Source organism: Yersinia aleksiciae (assembly GCF_001047675.1).
GTDB lineage: Bacteria > Pseudomonadota > Gammaproteobacteria > Enterobacterales > Enterobacteriaceae > Yersinia > Yersinia aleksiciae.
Genome location: NZ_CP011975.1, coordinates 2,805,241 through 2,828,011, shown reverse-complemented (window position 1 = coordinate 2,828,011; position 22,771 = coordinate 2,805,241). Strand labels below are relative to the sequence as shown.

Here is a 22,771-nt window from a genome sequence, read left to right as displayed (position 1 = left end):
AGTGGTAACGGTTAATTATTAGGAATGATAATAACCTGTAAAGTAATACCCAAACGTATAATCCGAGACAATCCTGCTAGTTATTAGCTAAATCTAATGCAATGAGTAAGTCTAACTTAGCTGACTTATTTTTTATCAATTTTGAATAATATGAAACTGGCATTTCTTCAATATCACTTATCGTTGAATCAAGCCTTGATATTTCAAACTCGATAACAATACATCCATTAACAAGGATGCGGTAAATATCCTCTCCCTGCTCTGGTGTATGCGCTAATAGATATGCAGACTTAACAGGAGAAAATTTCTGATTAAGGAAATTAACTATCATCTTATTTTTCTTTATAAAGAGTTCGGATTTCTGTAACTCCTCTTTTCGAAGAGATTCGGTTCTTGATCCTATAAGTCTCATTGGATTCTCCCTGGCGTAGCTGTGATTAAATTACCATGCTTATCAGTTAAGACAGTCATAATTGAGGTTGACACCCCCCCACTGAATTTATCAAAACCAATTGGCTTGCCTACATCGATAACTCTTTCATATCTAGGACTTTCATTGCTTGGAATAGTACGGCTAATTGGTGTTTGAACACTACTTTTATCTTGCAAGATAGCCCTTAGTTCTTGCTGGCTTATACTGAACTGGCTGGCATTTGTTTTGCCTGAAAAATGACGTTCAACAACATGCTCCCAACCAGCGCGCTTGTCTCCTTTCATAAGATTAATACGTGACTGAGTAATACCAAAAGTATTTGGGGCAACCTTTGTACCTCCCCTCTTTTGTCCCCGCACCAGCCCAACCAGAGATATAGATAACCCAAGAGCTTCTATCGTCTCCTTAGACCAGCCGGTAGCTTTACTGGCACTCTCAATCCACTGATTCTTAGCGAAAGTTTGGCTATCAGAAAGTTTATCAGCATCCGTATAGGTAAATAACTGGATTTGCTCAAAACCTGTAAGAGCGGGGTAATTACCAAAGCGTTTCTTCTCTTTTTGTATCCAATAATGGGTCAGAATACCCTCTTCTTCTGGCGTATTAGGATACTGGGCCATTAACGTTTCAGCCTGCATACGCTCAGCAGAATTTAGTGACGCCTGTGCGGTGCAATTAACTTGTCGACAAGATGCGGCCAAAAAGCGCTCTTGCTTAACTCGGTCATCTTGCGCCAGTTCGTTAACTGCCTTGATTTCTGCCAGATGTAATTGACGGTTAAACCGCTCGACCACTTCGGCGGCATCAGCACCACTGTAGACACCCTCTGCTTTTCCAGTGGCTAAAGCTCCGGCAACAGCACCTGCAATACGACTAAGTTGCGCCTGCTGTTCCTGCCACTGTTGCGAGCCGATGAAGTTTTCCCCCATCACCACCCCAGCCAGCTCTGCTGCCAGTGCGCCTGCGGCGGCACCTTTGGCATTGCCACCGCCGATTTCTGCAGCGATACCGGCCATCATCGCATGGCTGACCGCTTTGCCGGGCGCGCCCAACACCGCACCGTTATTGCCAATCAGATTGGCCCCTTCGGCGTGTAACTGGCCGCCAATATTGGCGAGCAGCGCCACGGTCAGATTATCTTTAAAACTGCCGCCGTTGATGCCCGTGTTCAGGCTGGAACTGATGATAGATTGACCCGCGACCCGCTGTGCAACTTTGCTCCAGTCGCCATTGCTCAGCCGTGGCAGTTTGGCGGCAGTGGCTCCGTCAGCGGCGCTCTCCCACCCCATCAGCCCATCAAATCCGCTCAGTGCGCCACCCAGTGCCATCGAGGTGACCAACGATTTTACCGATGATTGACTGCCCAGATCTTTGAAGGTTTGGGAGAGATCCCCCTGATTATTGACCAGTGCGACCGCGGCCTGCGACGCCAGTGCGGAGATCCCCCCAGTCACTGCGCCGCCCGCGACACCGCCGCCCACAGCACTGTTGGCGGTGGCAACCAGCCCCGATCCCGCAGTGGCGACGGCCACACCAATACCAATGACCGCAGCAACCACCGGGTTTAGGTGCTCGCTTTGGTGATCCCAGTGGTGGTAGGCATCCATCACTTTTTGCCACTGCACGTCATCGCGCAGGTACAGCTGTTTCAGCCATTGGTTACCGGGGAGGGCTGCCAGTTCATTAACCGCCGCCTGGACCGATTGGTTATTTCTGGCCTTAACATCAGCGCTGATACCTTGTGCGGCATTAACGGTTAACTCGCCGCCGGTATAGATGGCGGGCAGTACCCATTTGCCCTGCTGATAGCCGTTATCGGTCTGTTTGATGTAAAAACCTTTCGCCAGCGTGGTTTTTTGCGCGAAAGTGGCGTCTTTTACCGCGTCGAAAATCACTTTGCCGTGGGTGCTGGTGAGCCTGGCATTCTGCCCGGCGGCGATTTTGCTGGCCTGATAGGTGCTGTCATCGCGGCTTAACAGGCTAATATCACCTTCGGCGGTGAATTCCGTGACTTTATTGATGCTGGAGTGGCTGACATTATGGTGCGACTTTTTCCGCCCATACCATGTGCGGGTGGTCCAGTGCGCTTCCGAGTGGCTGGTCTCTTCCATCGCTTGGGCGAATAAGTAACCGCCTTCAGCGGCGATGTCCATGACACTTTTAGCCACCAGTTGAGTGGCCTGAAACAGAATGCTGCCGTTTGAAATCAGTGTCAGCGCACCGCCACTGCTCAGTTGCGTCGGCTGTTGCAGCTTTCTATAACTGAAATTATCGCCGCCGCCCTGATGCTCTTCGTTAAGCAACGACTCAAAACGCATATTGTTGCCAGAGGTTAGCGTCATGTCGTGGCCGGAAGCCAGTTCAGCGCCATAGGTCAGCAGTTGATGGTTCGCTGCCGCGTTGAGTTTTCCCCCCGCCTGCAAGCGGGTGACCCTATGGCGATCCCGACGTGGGGCAACAGCCGGATAAGGTACCGCCGCCAGTTGGATATTCTGACCGGCCAGCAAAGTCATATTATTATCCGCGGTGATCTCCGTGGTCTGAGCCAGAATATCGCGGCCGGCATTGATTAGGATATTGCCGTTGGCACTTATCTTAGTGTCGAGTTCAGGGGTGCGTGAGTCGGGGAAGAACAGGTATATATCATCATGTGGATAGTTGTACTCTTCTATTGTGGCAGGGTTATCAGATATAAATGAGATATCGCGCGCCGTCAGATCAATATCGTGAGTAGAGTGCAGGTTAATATCTCTCCCCGCGTCCAGCGTGATTCCCTTTAGCGACAGGCTATTACCGGAATTTATATTAATATCCGCACGACTTTTTAATTTCCCCGGTAACGTGAGCAATTGATTAAACAGCTGTATATTCTGCTCGCGAGTGAAAATTTTTCTGTCATGAATGGGTTCTATCAGATCTTTGCTGTGCGTAATGTTAATATCTTGACTTGCCGATAAGTTAATATTACCGGCAGGATGCAAAAGCGTATCTATCAAATTAATATCATTACCGGCCATCGCAGTGAAATCACCAGTTGCATTGATCTGGCTGATAATTCGTTGTTGATCAGGTTGAAGATAATGTGCTCTGTCATATATTGGCTTGAATTCAACATTCCCTTGGCGACTAAGCAACGTGATATCCCGTCCAGAAATTTCACCGTGTATCCCATTAATATCATTGAGTGCTGCAAGGGAGACATCTCTACCTCGCAGCGCACTGTTATTTAAATAAATATTATCTTCAGCAATTAACGTGATATCACCACTGGCATGTATCAGTTCATTATTGGTGGTTATAGTATTGGCATTTAATAGGATGTTTTTACCCTGTAGGATAGGTTGAGTCAGTTCTTTTAACTCTAAGATTGTATAGAACCTATTATCACTTTCCGGGATCTCCGTGGATAAATTAATACGGCTATTAAAATCAAGCACAATATTCCCCCCAGCAGTGATGGCGGCAGGATATTTTTCAGCTTCACTCCATGGGGCGTACCACTCAGTTATCCTCCCATAATTTTCATCACGCATTACTCCTCGTACTTCATAATCATAAATATCATCCTGTACCCAGTTACTGTGGCTACGGTTTAAAAAGTCATTCCCTGTGAGAAAAATATCTTTTTTTGCCCCAACATTACTGACATTGTTAGTTAGCTGGTCAGAATTGATATACAGATTATTACCGGAGTAGAGTGTGGCAGCAGGTGTTTCCGCTGTTATCTCATACAAACTTCTCTCTGTATTTAATTTATATAAAGACCATTGCCCAAGTATATGAACAGTTCTGAAATCTGCGATGCCGAACCATCCTGTAGGACCTTCACCGTGAAGTTGTTGTTTAGAAAATGTTGCTACTGTCTTATATGGGTAATGATTCTCATCGTAAGCATAAATCATTGCGCTGGTCGAATCTGGTGTTAATTCTCTCCATTCTGCGTTAAATACCTGACGGGTATTTTCCAGCTTATCTGTACGAATAATTAAATCACCGACGCCGGTTTTAATGCTGCCGGACTTATTTTCAACCAGTGCATTTTTATTCCCTGCAGCATCTTTTTGTATCCACATCTGGTTATTCGCATACAGTTCAGCCGATGGCCCCGTATTACGTACCTGATGACTGAATAACCGCATATCACGCTCGGCTTTCACCTGACCAAAATTATTAAGTTCAGTCGTCGCTAAGGTAATATCACGCCCACTGCGTAATTGACTGCCCGCAGCGACAGTGGTCTTTTTGCCAATAACATTGAGATCTTTTTTCGCTGTCACATTGCCGAAAGTCAGATCCCCCACAGTATCTATAGTGATATCACCTTGATGACTGACGATATTGTTAAGATTGGCAGCAACGTCTTTTTCCGTGATAACCAGTCGGATGCGATTGGCGTACATGCCGCCCAAGTTTTTGGTGTCCAGTGCCAAGACCGGAGTCGCACCCGTTGCTGTTTGTGGCTGAATACGACCCAGTTGGTCATCAACCTGATTAACGCCCAAAATAACATCAAGGTGATTGGCCCGGACTTCCCCCTCAAGTGCCAGAGAGCGGCTGATCAGTTGGGCATAATCTTGTGATTGGCTATCGAACCCTTTATCACCGACGGTGATGGTTCCGCTCATCACATTGAACCGCTCCAGCTCACCTTGCGGGCTCAATATCGGTGTACCCGTGGTTAAGGTGATGCCGCTGGCATTGATAAAACTACAACCATTGCAAGTCAAACCATTAGGGTTGGCGATAATCACATCGGCTTTCTGGCCGAAGATCTCCAGCTTACCCGCCAGTGTTGTCGGCTTGTTGCTGATGACTTCATTGATGATTAATTTCGCACTCTCGCCATTAAAATGGGGATTGGCTGCCAGTTGACCTGCCAACACAGACTGCCCCGCCTCTGTGGCATTATTCAGCACGATTCCGTTAGCGCCGACATTAAGTTCGCTATAGGGGGTATGGGAAACTCCATTCGCATCGGGCGCACGGATAGCAATCACTGGCAGAAACGCCGGTGTTTGCTGAGCGGCGATGGCCGGGTGGAGGGGTTGTATTGCGGTAAGATAAATCAGTAGCCAGCTGGCCAGACGCCTAAATCGATAAGCATTTCCTTCCATAAGATCACCTTCCTGGTGTTGCGTGGGTTATCAGCAAACTCGCTATCTGACAGGCAAACAGCACGTGAGCCGGAGAGAACAACTCACGCATTAGCCTACGCAATTTGGGGTGAAAATCTTATTGTGGTTTGGCTGATTTAATATTTTAACAGCTTATTATTTCGACTATTTATGATTAGCGCCCCATCAAAAAATGTAAATCGCCCGGTGGAATAAGTGGGCTAATAGGGTTAACGTGCTCATAATTGATCTTGGGCTATTCCCATCATCCTGATTGACGATGTATAAGAAGATCCTATTTCCTCCGTTTGACGTTGCACAAGGAAGCTGCCCCGCCCATGAACCGCCTCCCTACCCTGTATGGCATTATTGCGATCTTGCTTTGGAGCATGAGTGTCGCCTTGACGCGTGGGCTAGCTGAAACCCTAGGGCCGTTTGGCGCAGGGGCCGCTATTTACAGTGTCAGTGGGATTTTGGTGTGGCTGGTGGCGGGTAAGCCGACTTTGCGCGGGCAGCATCCCGCATATCTGTATGGCTGTGGCATGCTGTTTGTGGTGTATATGGTGGCATTCGCACTGGCGATTGGTATGGCGAATGATCGCCAGCAGACACTGGAGATTGGCCTGATTAACTATTTATGGCCGAGCTTGACGCTGCTGTTAGCTGTGCCGTTGCTCAAACTTCGCGCACGCTGGTGGCTCTGGTTGGGGGCCGCCTTAGCGCTGTTTGGCGTTATTTGGGTCGTCAGTGGTGGGAATGGGCTGGATATTAAAACACTGAGCACCAATGTCCGCAGTAACCCGCTGGCCTATAGTCTGGCGCTGATCGCCGCTTTTACCTGGGCGGCTTACTCCAATTTAGTGCGTTTATACAGTCGAGGACCGGGGGCGCTGCCGCTATTTCTGCTCGCCTGCGCGCTCTGTTTATGGGTGATGTTCTTTATGCTGACACCCGGCAAGTTGCATTTCACTCCGCGCGCCACTTTTGAACTGCTGCTGATGGGGGCAAATACCGCGCTGGCCTATGTGTGCTGGGATATTGCCATGAAGAAAGGCAACGCCACACTGGTCGCAGCCCTCTCTTACTTCACACCACTGTTATCGATACTGATTGCCAGCTTGTGGCTCAATACCCTACCGTCAGCCGCATTCTGGCCGGGGGTCGCCATGGTGGTGGTCGGTTCGCTGCTCTGCTGGTCTGCCAGCCGCGCGACTATTTCGAAATGATGAAATCGCGGTAGCCTTTCAATACCAGGAGAAAATCCTCTAAGCCGCACAGGCAAAGGCTCTCTTCATCGTAGTAATTCATGCCCTCCTCCATCTCATCGCCGTCGAGATCCAGTTGGTTGGCCCGTACCATCACTTCTTCACCATCCAGCCACAAGGTATATTCATGACCCGTCAGTTGCCACTGGCGTTCACTGCCTTTCACTTCAATGGCGGCAGCTTCGATTTGATCCAGTTTTGCCAGATCGCCTTTGATCTCCTCATTGAGCCAGTGGCCGATCACTTCATGCCCCATGGAGAATCTGACGAGCACTTGCCCGGTTAAATCACGCAAGAATTCATAGTCCATAGCACGCTCTCCTGATGTCAATATACCCAAGTCATTGGGGCGCTAGCACCGCAGCGGCCTCAAGTAAAAAGGGCATATTATGAGTTTAAACGTTATTAGCAGACTCACTTGGCGCAAGCTCGCAAAGCCGATAAATAGCGGCAAAATATCAATAGAATGTGGTTTTTTTAAATAAAAACGGGAGGCCAATGGCCCCCCGTTTGTTTAGCTGGTGCGGAATATAACGGCTTAGACGGCGGTTTGGAAGATCACGCCGTCAGCTTTTTCAGTATATTGGCTCAACTGATCAAAGTTCAGGTAACGGTAAGTGTCCTCAGCGGTCTTATCAACCTGAGCCATATAAGTCTGGTATTCATCAGGTGTTGGCAGATGACCAAGCAGCGAGGCTATCGCCGCCAGTTCAGCCGAAGCCAGATAAACATTGGCCCCAGTACCTAAGCGGTTCGGGAAGTTACGGGTTGACGTAGAAACCACCGTCGCACCGTCAGCGACCCGCGCCTGGTTGCCCATACACAGTGAACAGCCGGGGATCTCAATGCGCGCACCACTGTTACCAAAGATGCTGTAATAGCCCTCTTCAGTCAGTTGAGCGGCATCCATTTTCGTCGGCGGCGCAACCCACAAGCGAGTTGGCAGTTGACCTTTATGCTGACCCAGCAACTTGCCCGCAGCACGGAAGTGACCGATGTTGGTCATGCAAGAACCGATAAAGACTTCATCGATTTTGCTGTTGGCCACATCAGATAACAGGCGAGCATCATCAGGATCGTTTGGCGCACACAGAATCGGTTGGGTGATGTCAGCCAGATCAATTTCGATCACGGCTGCGTACTCCGCATCTGCATCACCTTCCAGCAGGTTCGGATTCGCCAACCAGCTCTCCATGCCAGTGATGCGGCGCTCCAGCGTACGACGGTCGCCGTAACCTTCAGCAATCATCCACTTCAGCAGCACCACGTTGGATTGCAGATATTCGGTAATCGGCGCTTTATCCAGTTTGATAGTACAACCGGCCGCAGATCGTTCCGCAGAGGCGTCAGCCAGTTCAAATGCTTGTTCTACTTTCAGCTCTGGCAGACCTTCGATCTCCAGAATGCGGCCGGAGAAGATGTTCTTCTTGCCTTGCTTCTCAACCGTCAGCAGCCCTTCCTGAATGGCGTAGTAAGGGATGGCATGAACCAGATCACGCAGGGTGATACCCGGTTGCATTTCACCTTTAAAGCGCACCAGCACCGATTCAGGCATGTCTAGAGGCATCACACCTGTTGCGGCCGCAAATGCCACCAAGCCAGAACCCGCTGGGAAGGAGATGCCAATCGGGAAACGGGTATGGGAGTCACCGCCAGTACCGACAGTATCCGGTAACAGCATACGGTTGAGCCATGAGTGGATAATGCCATCACCTGGACGCAGCGAGACACCGCCACGGTTCATAATGAAGTCAGGTAGTGTGTGGTGAGTCGTCACGTCAACTGGCTTAGGATAAGCCGCCGTATGACAGAATGACTGCATCACCAAATCAGCCGAGAAGCCCAGACACGCCAGGTCTTTCAGCTCGTCACGGGTCATCGGGCCAGTGGTATCTTGTGAACCGACTGAGGTCATTTTAGGTTCGCAGTATTCCCCCGGACGTACGCCAGTGACGCCACAAGCGCGACCGACCATTTTCTGCGCCAATGAGAAGCCTTTATTGCTTTTGGCAACAGGCTTCGCCACACGGAATACCTCGCTTACTGGCAGACCTAGTGATTCGCGGGCTTTGGTGGTCAAGCCACGGCCAACGATCAGCGGAATACGACCACCCGCACGAACTTCATCCAGCAACACGTCCGTTTTCAGCTCGAAAGTGGCTAAGATCTCACCGGTATCATGGCGACGAACTTCGCCCAGATACGGGAAGATATCAATCACGTCACCCATGCTCAGATTGGCAACATCCACTTCGATTGGCAGTGCACCAGCATCTTCCATGGTATTGAAGAAGATGGGGGCAATTTTGCTGCCCAACACCACACCGCCGCCGCGTTTATTCGGTACGTAAGGGATGTCGTCGCCCATAAACCACAGCACGGAGTTAGTGGCGGATTTACGGGAAGAACCGGTGCCGACCACATCACCGACGTAAGCCAGCGGGAAGCCTTTTTTGTTCAGCTCTTCGATCTGTTTGATCGGGCCAACACTACCGGGTTTATCCGGATGAATGCCTTCGCGGGCGTTCTTCAGCATCGCTAGCGCATGCAGTGGAATATCTGGGCGTGACCAGGCATCTGGGGCCGGAGATAAGTCATCGGTGTTGGTTTCACCAGTCACTTTAAATACGGTAACCGTGATTTTCTCTGCCAGCGCAGGGCGGGAGAGATACCATTCGGCATCGGCCCAAGATTGCATCACTTTCTTGGCATGCGGGTTACCTGCTTTGGCTTTCTCTTCCACGTCGTAGAAGTTATCAAACATCAGCAAGGTGTGAGACAGCGCTTTGCCCGCAATCGGAGCCAGCTTTTCATTATCTAACGCATCAATCAGCGGATGAATATTATAGCCGCCTTGCATGGTGCCAAGCAGTTCAATCGCTTTTTCAGCATTAATCAGGGGGGAGTGGGCATCGCCTTTGACGATGGCAGCCAAGAAGCCCGCTTTCACGTAGGCGGCTTCATCAACACCGGGTGGTACGCGGTTAATCAGCAGGTCAAGCAGGAATTCTTCTTCGCCCGCAGGCGGATTTTTTAATGATTCAACCAGCGCGGCCATTTGTGACGCATCTAATGGCTTGGGGACGATACCCTCAGCAGCACGCTCGGCTACGTGCTTACGGTATTCTTCTAGCACGACTCTCTCCTCGCTCTTATTGTCATTTATTTTGCCAGGCTATCTGTTGCCACCAGCCATCATCACTGAGGCAGTAGGTATAAGGTAAGACGCCCAGTTTCGCTCAGCCAGCATACCAGTATTTGAACTCAGTGTTAATTCGTTCACATAAAAGCAACATTAAATTTTTGCTGAATCGTTATGCGCAGAGCATTCCCCTGAACTATTGATAACCGCTCTCAGTTAGCCCCTTGCGGTAGAGCAATATCTGCAAAAACTGCCCTTGCATAATACCCATATTCAATGAATGGATACCATCTCTCTCTGAGCGTCTCGTGCTTTCGGTATGACTTTTAGGGCGAGGAGTGACGAATGGAAAATATTATGGCGCAAAATGAAACAGAAACAGCCGATAACGACTGTTGAACTTGCTGACAAACCTTATTTATAGCTCGGTGATTGGCGGGGCGACTGCACCGATGGGCGATCCGACGGCTTACGCCGTGACGACCCATTCAGCACATATCCCCGCGAATCAACGTTGTCAACGGCGGTTTCTGTTATTCAAGTGGTATGGAGATTAGAACTGGGTATTCAGGCTAACAAAGAACGTCCGCCCCGGTTCATTGTAGGTTGCGGCCCCTGCCCCTGCGATACCCACGACGCTCTGGGCATTACCCGCACGGAACTGGCGTTTATCGAACAGGTTTTCGATACCCGTGGTCACACTGACATTTTTGGTCAGAGTGTAGCTACCGCTCAAACCAAAGATGGCATACGGGCTAACTTCATTGAGTGCAGTCCCAGTAACGGGCAGCCCCTGATAATCATATTTCTTCGGTTTCTGGCGGCCATACCAAGTCACCGTTGAGAGCAGTGACAAATCATCCGTTGCCTGCCAGCTCAGTGAGCTGTTCAGAGTAAACTCTGGAGTGATCGATAAGTAATCACCGGTGGTTTTGTTTTTTGATTCAAGCATGTAGGTCAGGTTGCTGCTCCATTGTACCGTTTCAGTCACTGGCACAGTCAGGTTACCTTCCAACCCTTCAACCAATGCCTTAGGCACGTTTTCCCACTGGAAAATATCGGAGTTAACATAGGCACCAGTGCCGCCACTGGCGGTACCGACGGAGACCAGACCTGGCTCAATTTTATTGCGATAGTCATTACGGAAGTAAGTGATACCCGCAATAATGCCGTCATTGTTATGGAATTCAAATCCAATCTCTTTGTTGACGCTGGTTTCAGCCGAGAGTGAATCATTGCCCATCAGGTAGCAGCTACCGCCACCGCCATAGCAGCCCTGACCACGGCTATATAACAAGTAGTTAGGATTAGTTTGGTACAGGTTTGGGGCTTTATAGGAGCGGGCAATCCCCATTTTCATGGTGAAGTAATCACCCAGTTCCTGCGACAGGTTCAGCCCTGGGCTCCAGTTACTGCCTGCGGTGCTGTGATGATCAAAACGCAGTGCTGGGGTGAGCATCGTGGTATCTGTCAACTCGATGTTATCTTCCACAAACAGGGAGGCTATCTGCGCGGAACTCCGGGTATCACGCCCTGTGCCGGTCAGACCGCTGACGCTGCCGCCCTCGGTGGTGGTTTGGGTATTGGAGCTTGGATCATTCATTTTCTGATCGTTCCACTCCGCCCCCACCGTCAACACCTGATTGACACCCAGTTCGAATGGCAAGTTAACTTCGGAGTGAGCGAGATAATTCTCAAGTTTGATAGTATTGAAATTGTTATTAGAGAATATGCCTTCCGTACCGCCAGCCAACCCTTCGTTAATGCGTGAGTTACGTGTCTCTTCGTACTGAATGTAAGAGGTTGAGCTAACGCCGTTATCCCAAAAACCACGATGGGTTACTGAGAAGTTCTCGCGGTACATGCGGTTGGTTTCAGCGCCGTATAAGCTGCGCACAATGGCGTTACTGTTGGTATTTTGTGTATCACCGGTATAAATGTTCCCCTGACGGCTATAACCCGCCTCGAACTCCAGTGATTGGCCTTTGGCGAAGTCCCAACGTAATAAGCCGTTGATATCTTTATTACGCACCCCTTCACGACCCGCTGGCAATGTGCCAACCTGATTACCGGTACGGGCAGACTCATGACCTTGGTTGATATCCCAGTCATCCGCATCGGTCTTATTGTAGCCACCGTATAAACGGAAACTGAGGGTATCACTTAACGGCCCCATCAGGCTGAAGTCAGTACGACGAGTCGCCCCTTCTTCACTGTGCTGTGGCACATTCATGTAAGCGTTCCAGCTACCATGCAGCTCTTTGTCCGGCTGTTTAGTGATGATATTCACCACACCACCAGCGGCACCGTTACCGTAACGTGCCGCTGACGGCCCACGTAACACTTCGATTTTCTCAACCATATTCGCTGGAACCCAGTTGGTATCACCACGGGTATCACGTTCGCCACGCCAGCCATAGCGCACCGCATTGCGGCTCGAAACTGGCATACCATCGATCATAATCAGTGTGTTTTCCGGCCCCATGCCACGAATATCAATCTGGCGGTTATTCCCGCGTTGACCGCTGGCGGAGTTACCGGAAAGATTGACGCCGGGCATGGTGCGGATAATTTCGGACAGGTCATTCGCCGGAGGGCGTTTGCGAATATCTTCTGCGGTGATGGTCGAGGCACCCAGTGCCTGACGGACTTGCTGCTGAGCCGTGACCACCAGCGTATCGCCAGTGGTGGCCTTATTTTCAGTGGCGGTATCAGACGCGGTTTGGTCTGTCACTTGGGTTTGCGCCCAAAGTGGTGTTGAGAGACAAATGCTGATCAGACTCGCTAAGGTCGTCAGCGAGCGCCGTTGCCATGTTACGTTCATTAAACTTTCCCCGATGCAAAAGCCCACAGCAAATGTCAGCAGAGGAAAATCTCTACCAATCTATTCATGGGGCAACAAAAACGAACAAGATTGATAATTATTTTCATTATCAATTCATCCGGCTAATTGTTACATTTGCAACCCAAGAAAAGGTTTGTTTAAACGGCAAAGCTGTTTGTTGTAAAGTCAATGTTGCCATCAGTTCAATCGAGTCATCACGTCAATGTTAGTGGAGAGTCATCATGCCGGCGGTGAAGAAAAACAAGGTACGCAATGTCTCCCCCTCATCCAAACCGATTTACCGTGACCAAATTGTCCAGCAATCCAATTTGGTTGCCAGCAACTATCAGCTGAGCGGTGCGAAGTCATTACCCACTGACCCGGTATTATTTGGCGATTTTCAGGTATTGCGCTTGAATCCGCATCTGATTTTACATACCGCGAACGTCACTAATCTCTATGATATCAAGACACAAAATCAGCTCAATCCGGCGCTCAAATTGGCAATAGTGGTCAATGGTAGCGCCCATATCTCCTTTGGTGGTAAGCAGCTGCATTTGCAGGAAAAAGGCGATGCCTCACTGGTTTCACTCACTGAAAGTACCCTGTTTACCCGCCACGGCAAAAATAACAGTCACGAGCGCACGCTAACCCTGACTTTTGACCGCGAGTGGCTATATGGCGATTTGCTGCCACAGGATGGCGCGTGGGACACGCTGTACAACTTTACGCAGCAGCATCTGGCGATTCATTTATGGCAGCCATCGGTGCAGGCTCGAGCTATCGCCCAGCAAATCGCCAGTGCGCCACCTTATACCACACCGCTGGCGCGTTTACGCTGTGAAACCCAATGCATCGGTTTGATTATTGAAGCTTTTAGCTCACTGGAGCAACAAGTCCAGCAGCAGAATAAAGTCGTATTACGCGGGTTAAATCGCATTCAACAAGTCCGTGATTGGCTGGAAAATGGCGAGGCAGACCATCTATCAATGAGTCAGCTAGCGCAATCCATTAATATGAGTCCCAGCACCTTGCAGCGGCGTTTTCGTGAGAGTTATCACGTCACGGTATTTGAATATCTACGCCATTGCCGTTTGAAACGCGCCATGCTGGCATTGAAAAAAGAGGGTGTCAGTATTGATCAAGCTGCGACCATTGCGGGATACACCAGCCCGGCCAATTTCGCCACGGCGCTGCGTCGCACCTTTAATATCTCCCCCAGCCAATTACGAGCAGGGAACTATCCTGAATAAAAAATAGTGGTAATCATTGACTGTTAAGTCCCCCATATTAAATATCGATGCAGTAAGTTGTCATTCCTTGATTAACCCTCGGTGAGCGATTAAATATAGAGCCTATATCGGCCGGAAAGATTCGGCTACGAATATATCGGTAAAATAAAATCATGGGGTTAATATGGCAAAGTGCATAAGCATACTTATATTCATTTCCGCTATTCTATCAATTAATATGGCTCGCGCTTATGAGGCCCAACCGCAATGGTATTCAAATAAGGAGAGTTGGTCTGATTATCAGGCCAGACATTGTGAATGGGAAAGGGGCTACCCCTGCAAAAACGTCCCTAGAAATCAGGGGGTTCCTCCACCAAAAAGTACTGGGGATATCTTACTTGAGTTGTTTACCGGGCTACTGAGCATGGGGCCAGCGCCACAACCAGAAGGTTTCAATATCAGTCTGTTCAGACCAAACCTGGCGAATGGCATAGCCAAACCGAGACCTCTCATTTCAGCTAAACCGATAATCACCAGCAAAATACCCACCAAATCGAGTACCTACGCTAAATACGAGAACAGCCTATCATTGTCAGGCACGGCCACTAACAAACCCAAAATCAGTGGCAGACTGCAACGCGTTAACGGGAAAATAGGTTATCTTCTCGGTGATGAGCGCCCGCCGTTTATCAGTGAGGAACCCGTCAGCAAAAGAAGCAGGTTGGAACAACCTGATACTGATAACCTGACCAAAGATACTATAGCGACACATAGCAATGAGGCAGAAGAAGCGACTATTGGCGAACTCAATATTATTAATCGCATTGAGCCAATCAACGAAGCGCAGATAAGCCGTGCCAAAGAAGAAATAGAGTCTCTCTACAGCAGAATAACATTAGAGAATAATGAGCTAGATATTGAAAATGAGATAAAAAACTATAATAGTTCGAGTGCCCATGAACATGTCAGTTTTAGAGAATACTATGCGCTGAGGCACTATAAAGAGATCGGCTATTTAGAGATCAATGAGGCAATGCGCACTGGGAATATCACGCCTGAATTACAAATAGAAATAAGCGAAGTATATAATGCGTTAGATAGAAACTCGGATATGAATATCACTTTAAGAGAATCAGATAATGCGCCACCACCTGAAGAATCCAATGTCAGTATATTATACCGGGGCGAAACAAGAAATAGAGCGGAGTTTTTAGCCAAAATAAAGCCTGATACGACCATTGATATTGAACCTTTCTTCAGCACAACTTCAGATGAAGAGGTCATCAATGATTTTAAAACTGACGACTTGCAAGAGGGTCAGATCAACGTCAGCTATATGATTAAGTACCATGAAGGGCTAACCAATAGCACAGATATCAGTGAAATTTTGGGTGATGCAGAACAAGAGCGAATTTTTCTGCCGCACAGCCGTTTCAACATTGATAAAGTTACTGAGGTAGATAACGGCGAAACCGTCGAGGTAGAGATGACCGCTCTCGTCGATGGGCCTTTCTCTTACTTAATACCCGTAAATTGAACAGATAAAAAAACGGCCCCTGCAAAGGAGCCGCTTCAACTTTTCATATCTACAAACATTTACACCTGCAAATCCTGCTTCAGCAAAAAGAACTTATTTCTTTTTCGCTTTCGGGTTAGGCAAGTCAGTAATGCTACCTTCGTAGATTTCCGCCGCCAGCCCCACAGACTCATGCAGTGTTGGGTGAGCATGGATGGTCAGCGCGATATCTTCCGCATCACAACCCATCTCGATTGCCAGACCGATTTCACCTAACAGCTCGCCGCCGTTAGTCCCGACAATGGCACCACCGATGATACGGTGAGTCTCTTTGTCGAAGATCAGTTTAGTCATGCCGTCGGCACAATCAGAAGCGATAGCACGGCCCGACGCCGCCCACGGGAAGGTGGAGGTTTCGTAGCTGATGCCTTTCTCTTTCGCTTCTTTCTCTGTCAAACCAACCCATGCGACTTCTGGTTCAGTGTAGGCAATGGATGGAATGACTTTCGGATCGAAGTAATGTTTCATGCCAGCGATAACTTCCGCGGCAACATGGCCTTCGTGAACACCTTTATGTGCCAGCATTGGCTGACCCACGATGTCACCGATAGCAAAGATGTGTGGCACGTTACTGCGCAGTTGTTTATCCACGTGGATAAAGCCGCGCTCGTCAACTTCAACGCCAGCCTGACCTGCATCCAGCAACTTACCATTAGGTACGCGGCCGATAGCCACCAGTACTGCATCATAACGTTGTGGTTCTGCAGGGGCTTTTTTACCTTCCATCGTGACGTAGATACCATCTTCTTTGGCTTCTACCGCAGTCACTTTGGTTTCCAGCATCAGGTTGAACTGCTTGCTGATACGTTTGGTGAAGACTTTCACCACGTCTTTATCAGCCGCAGGGATAACCTGGTCAGCCATTTCTACGACGTCAATTTTAGAGCCGAGCGCGTGGTAAACAGTGCCCATTTCCAGACCGATGATGCCGCCGCCCATGACCAACAGACGTTCAGGAACTGTTTTCAGTGCCAGTGCGTCGGTTGAGTCCCAAACACGTGGGTCTTCATGAGGAATGAATGGCAGTTGGATTGGACGAGAGCCAGCAGCGATAATAGCATTATCGAAAGTGATAGTCGTTGGACCATTTTCGCCTTCAACTACCAAGGTGTTCGCGCCAGTAAATTTACCAAAACCGTTAACCACTTTGACTTTACGGCCTTTAGCCATACCTGCCAAACCACCGGTTAACTGATTGATAACTTTCTCTTTCCAAACACGTACTTTATCAATGTCAGTTTTAGGCTCGCCAAAAACGATACCGTGTTCAGCCAGAGCTTTGGCTTCTTCGATCACTTTAGCGACGTGCAACAACGCCTTGGAAGGGATACAACCCACATTCAGGCAAACGCCACCGAGCGTGGAGTAACGCTCAACCAGAATGGTTTCTAAACCTAAATCCGCGCAACGAAAAGCAGCAGAGTACCCTGCTGGACCTGCCCCAAGTACCACGACCTGAGTTTTAATTTCAGTACTCATCATGACCTCTTAATTGTTTGTCCGGCGGGTCTGTAACGTCATTTTTTAGGCTAATTAATTTCATAACGCCTTGATCCACCGTGACGCTTGCACCGCGTGCAGTTTACAGAATTGTTAATAATCTGAAAAGCCGCATCGCGTGACGAGTGTCGCAACAACCTTGTCGACTACTGTAATAAGCCGACAAAGCCGGTTCATAACTGTCTTTTGTCTGTCTGTGTATACCTAAAGTACTTGGAGTTGCAGGTAGGTAGCCAGCAAGCCAATCCCGATGAGCTTACTCAAGTAAGTGATTCGGGTGAGTGCGCGCAGCTAACACCCCTGCAGCTTCAAGAACGAAAGGTAAATAAGGCTGGCGCGAAGCCAGCCTCGGCAATTACATCACCAGACGGCGAATATCGGCCATAATGGTCGCGATATAAGCTGCGAAGCGAGCACCTGCTGCGCCATCGATCACACGGTGGTCGAAGGACAGAGACAGAGGCAACATCAGACGCGGAGCAAACTCTTTACCATTCCAAACCGGTTTCATGGATGATTTTGACACACCCAAGATAGCCACTTCTGGCGCGTTGACGATTGGCGTAAACGCCGTACCGCCGATACCGCCCAGGCTGGAGATAGTGAAACAGCCGCCTTGCATATCAGATGCTGTCAGTTTGCCATCACGCGCTTTCTTAGAAATCACAGTCAGCTCGCGAGACAACTCGACAATGCCTTTTTTGTTCACGTCACGGAATACCGGAACAACCAGGCCGTTAGGGGTATCAACCGCCACACCGATATTGATGTATTTCTTCAAGGTCAGCTTCTGACCATCTTCAGAAATGGAGCTGTTAAAGCGTGGGAACTCTTCCAATGCCTTAGCAGCTGCCTTCATCAGGAACACCAGCGGGGTGATTTTCAGATCTTGTCTTTTCTTCTCAGCTTCGATGTTCTGTTGCTTACGGAAGGCTTCAACTTCAGTGATATCCGCTTCATCGAATTGTGTCACATGTGGGATCATGACCCAGTTACGGCTCAGGTTCGCACCAGAGATTTTCTGGATACGGCCCAATTCGACTTCTTCGATTTCACCAAATTTGCTGAAATCAACTTTCGGCCAAGGCAGCATGCCAGGCAAGCCGCCGCCGGAGACTGCCGGAGCAGATTCAGCGCGTTTCACCGCATCTTTCACGTAAGCCTGAACGTCTTCGCGCAGGATACGGCCTTTACGACCGGTGCCTTTGACTTTCGCTAGGTTAACGCCGAACTCACGAGCCAAGCGACGGATAACCGGAGTGGCATGCACGTAAGCATCGTTCTCGGCAAATTCGCCTTTGCTCTCTGCTTTGGCAGTTGGAGCGGCTGCTGGAGCTGCCGCCGCTGGTGCTGCCGGAGCTGCTGCTTGCGGTGCTGGAGCCGAAGCGGCCGCAGGGGCTGCGCCTTCCACTTCGAATACCATGATCAGAGAACCGGTTTTCACTTTGTCGCCGGTGCTGATTTTGATCTCTTTCACGATACCGGCAAAAGGTGCGGGCACTTCCATGGAAGCTTTGTCGCCTTCAACGGTAATCAGCGATTGTTCAGCTTCAACTTTATCGCCGACTTTCACCATCACTTCGGTCACTTCAACTTCGTCGTCACCGATATCTGGCACTTCAACGTTCTTAGCTGCTGATGCCGCAGGTGCAGCAGGCGCTGCTGCCGGAGCTGGCGCAGCCACTGCTTCTTCTGCTTTAGCAGGCGCCGCTGCGGCACCTGTTGCTTCGAAGATCATCATCAGTTTGCCGGTAGCAACGGTGTCGCCAACCGCAATTTTGATCTCTTTAACCACACCCGCCTGCGGTGAGGGGACTTCCATAGAAGCTTTGTCGCCTTCAACAGTGATCAGCGATTGTTCCGCTTCAACAGTATCGCCAACTTTCACCATAATTTCGGTGACTTCAACTTCATCCGCACCGATGTCCGGTACATTGATTTCGATAGACATGTGTTCTTTACCTCTTATGCCAGACGCGGGTTAACTTTATCGGCGTCGATACCAAACTTAGTAATTGCTTCTGCAACTACGCTGGTGTCGATGTCACCGCGTTTAGCCAATTCACCCAGTGCTGCAACCACAACGTATGAAGCATCAACTTCAAAGTGGTGACGCAGGTTCTCACGGCTGTCAGAGCGGCCGAAACCATCTGTACCCAGAACGCGGAACTCGCTGGCAGGAATAAAGTTACGAATTTGTTCAGCAAACAGCTTCATGTAGTCGGTAGAAGCAACGGCTGGCGCGTCATTCATCACCTGAGCCACGTAAGGTACGCGTGGCGTTTCTGATGGGTGCAGCATGTTCCAACGCTCACAATCCTGACCGTCACGGGCCAGTTCAGTGAAGGAAGTTACGCTGTAAACGTCAGAACCTACGCCGTAGTCGTTAGCCAAAATCTGAGCCGCTTCACGCACGTGGCGCAAGATGGCACCAGAACTCATCAACTGCACTTTGCCTTTGCTACCTGCAACAGTTTCCAGTTTGTAGATACCTTTACGGATACCCTCTTCTGCGCCCTGCGGCATTGCTGGCATGTGGTAGTTTTCGTTCAGCGTAGTCAGGTAGTAATAAACGTTTTCCTGCGCTTCGCCGTACATACGCTCCAGACCATCATGCATGATGACTGCCACTTCGTAAGCATAAGCTGGATCGTAAGAGATACAGTTCGGGATTGTCAGTGACTGAATATGGCTATGACCATCTTCGTGTTGCAGACCTTCGCCGTTCAGGGTGGTACGACCTGAAGTACCGCCGACCAAGAAGCCACGCGCCTGTTGGTCACCCGCTGCCCAGCACAGATCACCGATACGTTGGAAACCGAACATGGAGTAGTAGATGTAGAACGGGATCATTGGCAGATCGTTGGTGCTGTATGAAGTCGCAGCAGCCAGCCATGAAGAAGCCGCACCCAGTTCGTTAATCCCTTCTTGCAGGATCTGGCCTTTTTCGTCTTCTTTGTAGTAAGCAACCTGTTCACGGTCTTGCGGGGTGTACTGCTGACCATTCGGGCTGTAAATACCAATCTGACGGAACAGACCTTCCATACCGAAGGTACGAGCTTCATCGGCGATGATTGGAACGATGCGATCTTTGATCGACTTGTTCTTCAGCATCACGTTCAGCACACGCACGAAGGCGATAGTGGTAGAGATCTCTTTATTCTGCTCTTCCAGCAAGGAGCTGAAATCTGACAATGCAGGGATTTCCAGCTTCTCGGTGAATTTAGGCATACGGGTTGGCACGTAGCCTTCCAGCGCCTGACGACGTTCATGCAGATACTTGTACTCTTCTGACTCTTTATCGAAAGTGATGTACGGCAGTTTTTCGATATCAGCATCAGCCACTGGCACGTTGAAACGATCGCGGAAGTGGTGAACCCCTTCCATGTTCATTTTCTTCACCTGATGGGCAATGTTTTTGCCTTCAGCTGTTTCGCCCATGCCGTAACCTTTAATGGTGTGGGCCAGGATAACAGTCGGTTTGCCAGTCGTGTCTTGGGCTTTTTTCAGTGCAGCAAAGACTTTCTTCGGATCATGACCGCCACGGTTCAGAGACCAGATCTCGTCGTCGCTCATGTCTTTCACTAATGCAGCAGTTTCTGGGAAACGGCCAAAGAAGTGTTCGCGCACATAAGCGCCGTCTTTGGATTTGAAGGTCTGGTAGTCACCATCCAGAGTTTCATTCATCAATTGGATCAGTTTACCGCTGGTATCTTTACGCAGCAGCTCATCCCAACGACCACCCCAAATCACTTTCAGCACTTGCCAGCCAGCACCACTGAAGATGCCTTCCAGCTCATTAATGATTTTGCCGTTACCGGTAACTGGGCCATCAAGGCGCTGCAAGTTACAGTTGATAACGAAGACTAAGTTATCCAGTTTTTCACGGGTTGCGATAGTGATCGCACCTTTGGATTCTGGCTCATCCATCTCGCCGTCGCCCAAGAAGGCGTACACGGTCTGTGCTGCAGTGTCTTTCAGACCACGGTGAGAGAGATATTTCAGGAACTTAGCTTGATAGATGGCACTGATTGGGCCAAGGCCCATTGATACTGTCGGGAACTGCCAGAATTCAGGCATCAGTTTCGGGTGCGGGTAAGAAGAGAGACCTTTACCGTGAACTTCCTGACGGAAGTTGTTCATCTGATCTTCAGTCAAGCGGCCTTCAAGGAACGCACGAGCATAAACGCCTGGAGAGATGTGGCCTTGGAAGTAAACCAGATCGCCGCCATCTTTTTGGGTACGAGCACGGAAGAAGTGGTTGAAGCAAACTTCGTAGAAGGTAGCGGAAGATTGGAAGGATGCCATGTGGCCGCCCAAATCCAGATCTTTCTTAGACGCACGCAACACGGTCATCACGGCATTCCAACGGATAGCAGAGCGAATACTACGCTCCAGCTCCAGGTTGCCAGGGTAAGCCGGTTCTTCTTCTACTGGAATCGTGTTGATGTAATCACGACTGGCTGAACCAGCTGCAACACTCACACCACCTTTACGGGCTTCGCCCAAAACCTGATCAATCAGATACTGAGCACGCTCAACACCCTCTTCACGGATAACCGATTCAATCGCCTGTAGCCAGTCGCGGGTTTCGATCGGATCCACGTCATTGTTTAAACGTTCTGACATGGTGGTATTCCTTATCTGTTTCTAATGGTTTATTTGGAGCCTATCTTCCTGTGCTTTAACCCCAGGCTAAAGCACGTGCCCTGGTGAAAACACCGGAAGATAGGCCCATCAGTTTAGTTGCCGCTAATGATTCTCAAATGAGAATCCAGAACGAGTAATTGAGGTCTTGCAGAGGCGCAACCTGAATGAATCGTTTCTAGTCCTTGCGCTGTTGGAGCCGACGCAAAGATCGCTCACGGCGACTGTGCTCCCGACTGAGATCCAACAGGATTTCCTCAATAAACGCCAAGTGACGGTGTGAAGCTTCGCGGGCTTTCTCTGGCTCGCGTGCCACAATCGCCTCAAAAATCCCGGCGCGGTGACTGCTCACCGTTGCCAGCATTTCGCGGCGCGAGTAAAGCAATTCAAAGTTTTGTTTAACGTTTTGTTCTAGCATCGGCCCCATGCAGCGCAGTAAATGCAGTAAAACCACATTATGCGCTGCCTCTGTGACAGCCACTTGATACTGCATAACAGCATCAGCCTCAGCATCTAAATCACCGCTGTCTTGAGCTTGCTGAATAACAGTATGGCACTCACGGATACGTTGCAGGTCTTCATCAGTACCGCGTAGGGCTGCGTAATAGGCAGCGACACCTTCGAGGGCATGACGGGTTTCTAACAGATCGAATTGTGATTCGGGATGGTCGGCCAGCAGTTCAGCCAGCGGATCGCTAAAACTTTGCCACAGATTGGTTTGCACGAACGTACCACCACCCTGACGACGCAGCAGCAGACCTTTCGCTTCTAGACGCTGGATTGCTTCTCGCAAAGAAGGTCGGGAAACATCAAATTGCTTCGCCAACTCACGCTCGGGCGGTAATTTCTCACCCGGGCGTAGCGTCCCTTCCAAAATCAGGTACTCAAGCTGTTGCTCGATAACATCTGATAATTTGGGCTGACGGATTTTGTTGTAGGCCATATTTTCTGTAAGTCGCGCTGTAAGCCGTATTGAGTGAATCGTCTCTGCGAGTAGCGCGGAGTCAATTGGTAATACCAATTCAAAAAACGTGACGA

At 49.5% G+C, this 22,771-nt stretch carries 12 protein-coding genes; 3 read left to right on the top strand and 9 right to left on the bottom strand.

Annotated elements, in window-relative coordinates; genetic code table 11:
• Positions 1 to 76: 76 nt before the first annotated feature.
• Together ACZ76_RS12650 and ACZ76_RS12645 are read right to left on the bottom strand one after the other, a co-directional pair.
• Complete coding sequence (locus tag ACZ76_RS12650; RefSeq protein WP_048619236.1) at positions 77 to 412, bottom strand: hypothetical protein; 336 nt, start codon at positions 410 to 412, stop codon at positions 77 to 79.
• Positions 409 to 5,547, bottom strand: a complete 5,139-nt coding sequence (locus tag ACZ76_RS12645; protein ID WP_053082177.1) for a DUF637 domain-containing protein — start codon at positions 5,545 to 5,547, stop codon at positions 409 to 411. Before ACZ76_RS12645 ends, ACZ76_RS12650 begins: the two co-directional genes overlap by 4 nt.
• A 338-nt stretch (positions 5,548 to 5,885) precedes the next feature.
• Here ACZ76_RS12645 and yddG point away from each other — a divergent pair, with 338 nt between their 5' ends.
• Positions 5,886 to 6,773, top strand: coding sequence for an aromatic amino acid DMT transporter YddG (yddG, locus tag ACZ76_RS12640; protein ID WP_048619235.1), 888 nt, complete (start codon positions 5,886 to 5,888; stop codon positions 6,771 to 6,773).
• Here yddG and yacL read toward each other — a convergent pair.
• The 3 genes from yacL to ACZ76_RS12625 all read right to left on the bottom strand — a co-directional run bounded on the left by yacL (position 6,760) and on the right by ACZ76_RS12625 (position 12,778).
• On the bottom strand, positions 6,760 to 7,122 hold the full coding sequence (gene yacL / locus ACZ76_RS12635) for a protein YacL (RefSeq protein ID WP_048619234.1): 363 nt from the start codon (positions 7,120 to 7,122) through the stop codon (positions 6,760 to 6,762). The two genes, yddG and yacL, sit on opposite strands and share 14 nt — an antisense overlap.
• A gap of 228 nt (positions 7,123 to 7,350) precedes the next feature.
• Positions 7,351 to 9,948 carry a bifunctional aconitate hydratase 2/2-methylisocitrate dehydratase gene (acnB, locus tag ACZ76_RS12630; protein ID WP_048619233.1) on the bottom strand — a complete coding sequence of 866 codons (2,598 nt, stop codon included), beginning with the start codon at positions 9,946 to 9,948 and terminating at the stop codon, positions 7,351 to 7,353.
• A 559-nt stretch (positions 9,949 to 10,507) separates the two neighbouring features.
• Positions 10,508 to 12,778: a TonB-dependent siderophore receptor gene (locus tag ACZ76_RS12625; protein ID WP_048619232.1), complete on the bottom strand. Its 2,271-nt coding sequence runs from the start codon at positions 12,776 to 12,778 to the stop codon at positions 10,508 to 10,510.
• 242 nt (positions 12,779 to 13,020) lie between these two features.
• Between ACZ76_RS12625 and ACZ76_RS12620 the strand changes: the two genes are divergently transcribed.
• Both ACZ76_RS12620 and ACZ76_RS12615 read left to right on the top strand, forming a co-directional pair.
• The gene (locus ACZ76_RS12620; RefSeq protein WP_048619231.1) at positions 13,021 to 14,031 is read left to right on the top strand and encodes a helix-turn-helix transcriptional regulator; all 1,011 of its coding nucleotides are present in this window, start codon (positions 13,021 to 13,023) and stop codon (positions 14,029 to 14,031) included.
• A gap of 163 nt (positions 14,032 to 14,194) precedes the next feature.
• The gene (locus ACZ76_RS12615) at positions 14,195 to 15,547 is read left to right on the top strand and encodes a hypothetical protein (protein ID WP_048619230.1); all 1,353 of its coding nucleotides are present in this window, start codon (positions 14,195 to 14,197) and stop codon (positions 15,545 to 15,547) included.
• Between the two features lie 93 nt (positions 15,548 to 15,640).
• Here ACZ76_RS12615 and lpdA read toward each other — a convergent pair whose 3' ends face one another.
• The 4 genes from lpdA to pdhR all read right to left on the bottom strand — a co-directional run bounded on the left by lpdA (position 15,641) and on the right by pdhR (position 22,676).
• On the bottom strand, positions 15,641 to 17,065 hold the full coding sequence (gene lpdA / locus ACZ76_RS12610) for a dihydrolipoyl dehydrogenase (RefSeq protein ID WP_161597836.1): 1,425 nt from the start codon (positions 17,063 to 17,065) through the stop codon (positions 15,641 to 15,643).
• A gap of 376 nt (positions 17,066 to 17,441) precedes the next feature.
• On the bottom strand, positions 17,442 to 19,037 hold the full coding sequence (gene aceF, locus ACZ76_RS12605; RefSeq protein ID WP_048619229.1) for a pyruvate dehydrogenase complex dihydrolipoyllysine-residue acetyltransferase: 1,596 nt from the start codon (positions 19,035 to 19,037) through the stop codon (positions 17,442 to 17,444).
• 14 nt (positions 19,038 to 19,051) lie between these two features.
• Positions 19,052 to 21,715, bottom strand: a complete 2,664-nt coding sequence (aceE, locus tag ACZ76_RS12600; RefSeq protein WP_048619228.1) for a pyruvate dehydrogenase (acetyl-transferring), homodimeric type — start codon at positions 21,713 to 21,715, stop codon at positions 19,052 to 19,054.
• 196 nt (positions 21,716 to 21,911) lie between these two features.
• Entirely contained in the window at positions 21,912 to 22,676 is a 765-nt protein-coding gene (pdhR, locus tag ACZ76_RS12595) for a pyruvate dehydrogenase complex transcriptional repressor PdhR (protein ID WP_005275180.1), read from the bottom strand.
• Positions 22,677 to 22,771: the final 95 nt, after the last annotated feature.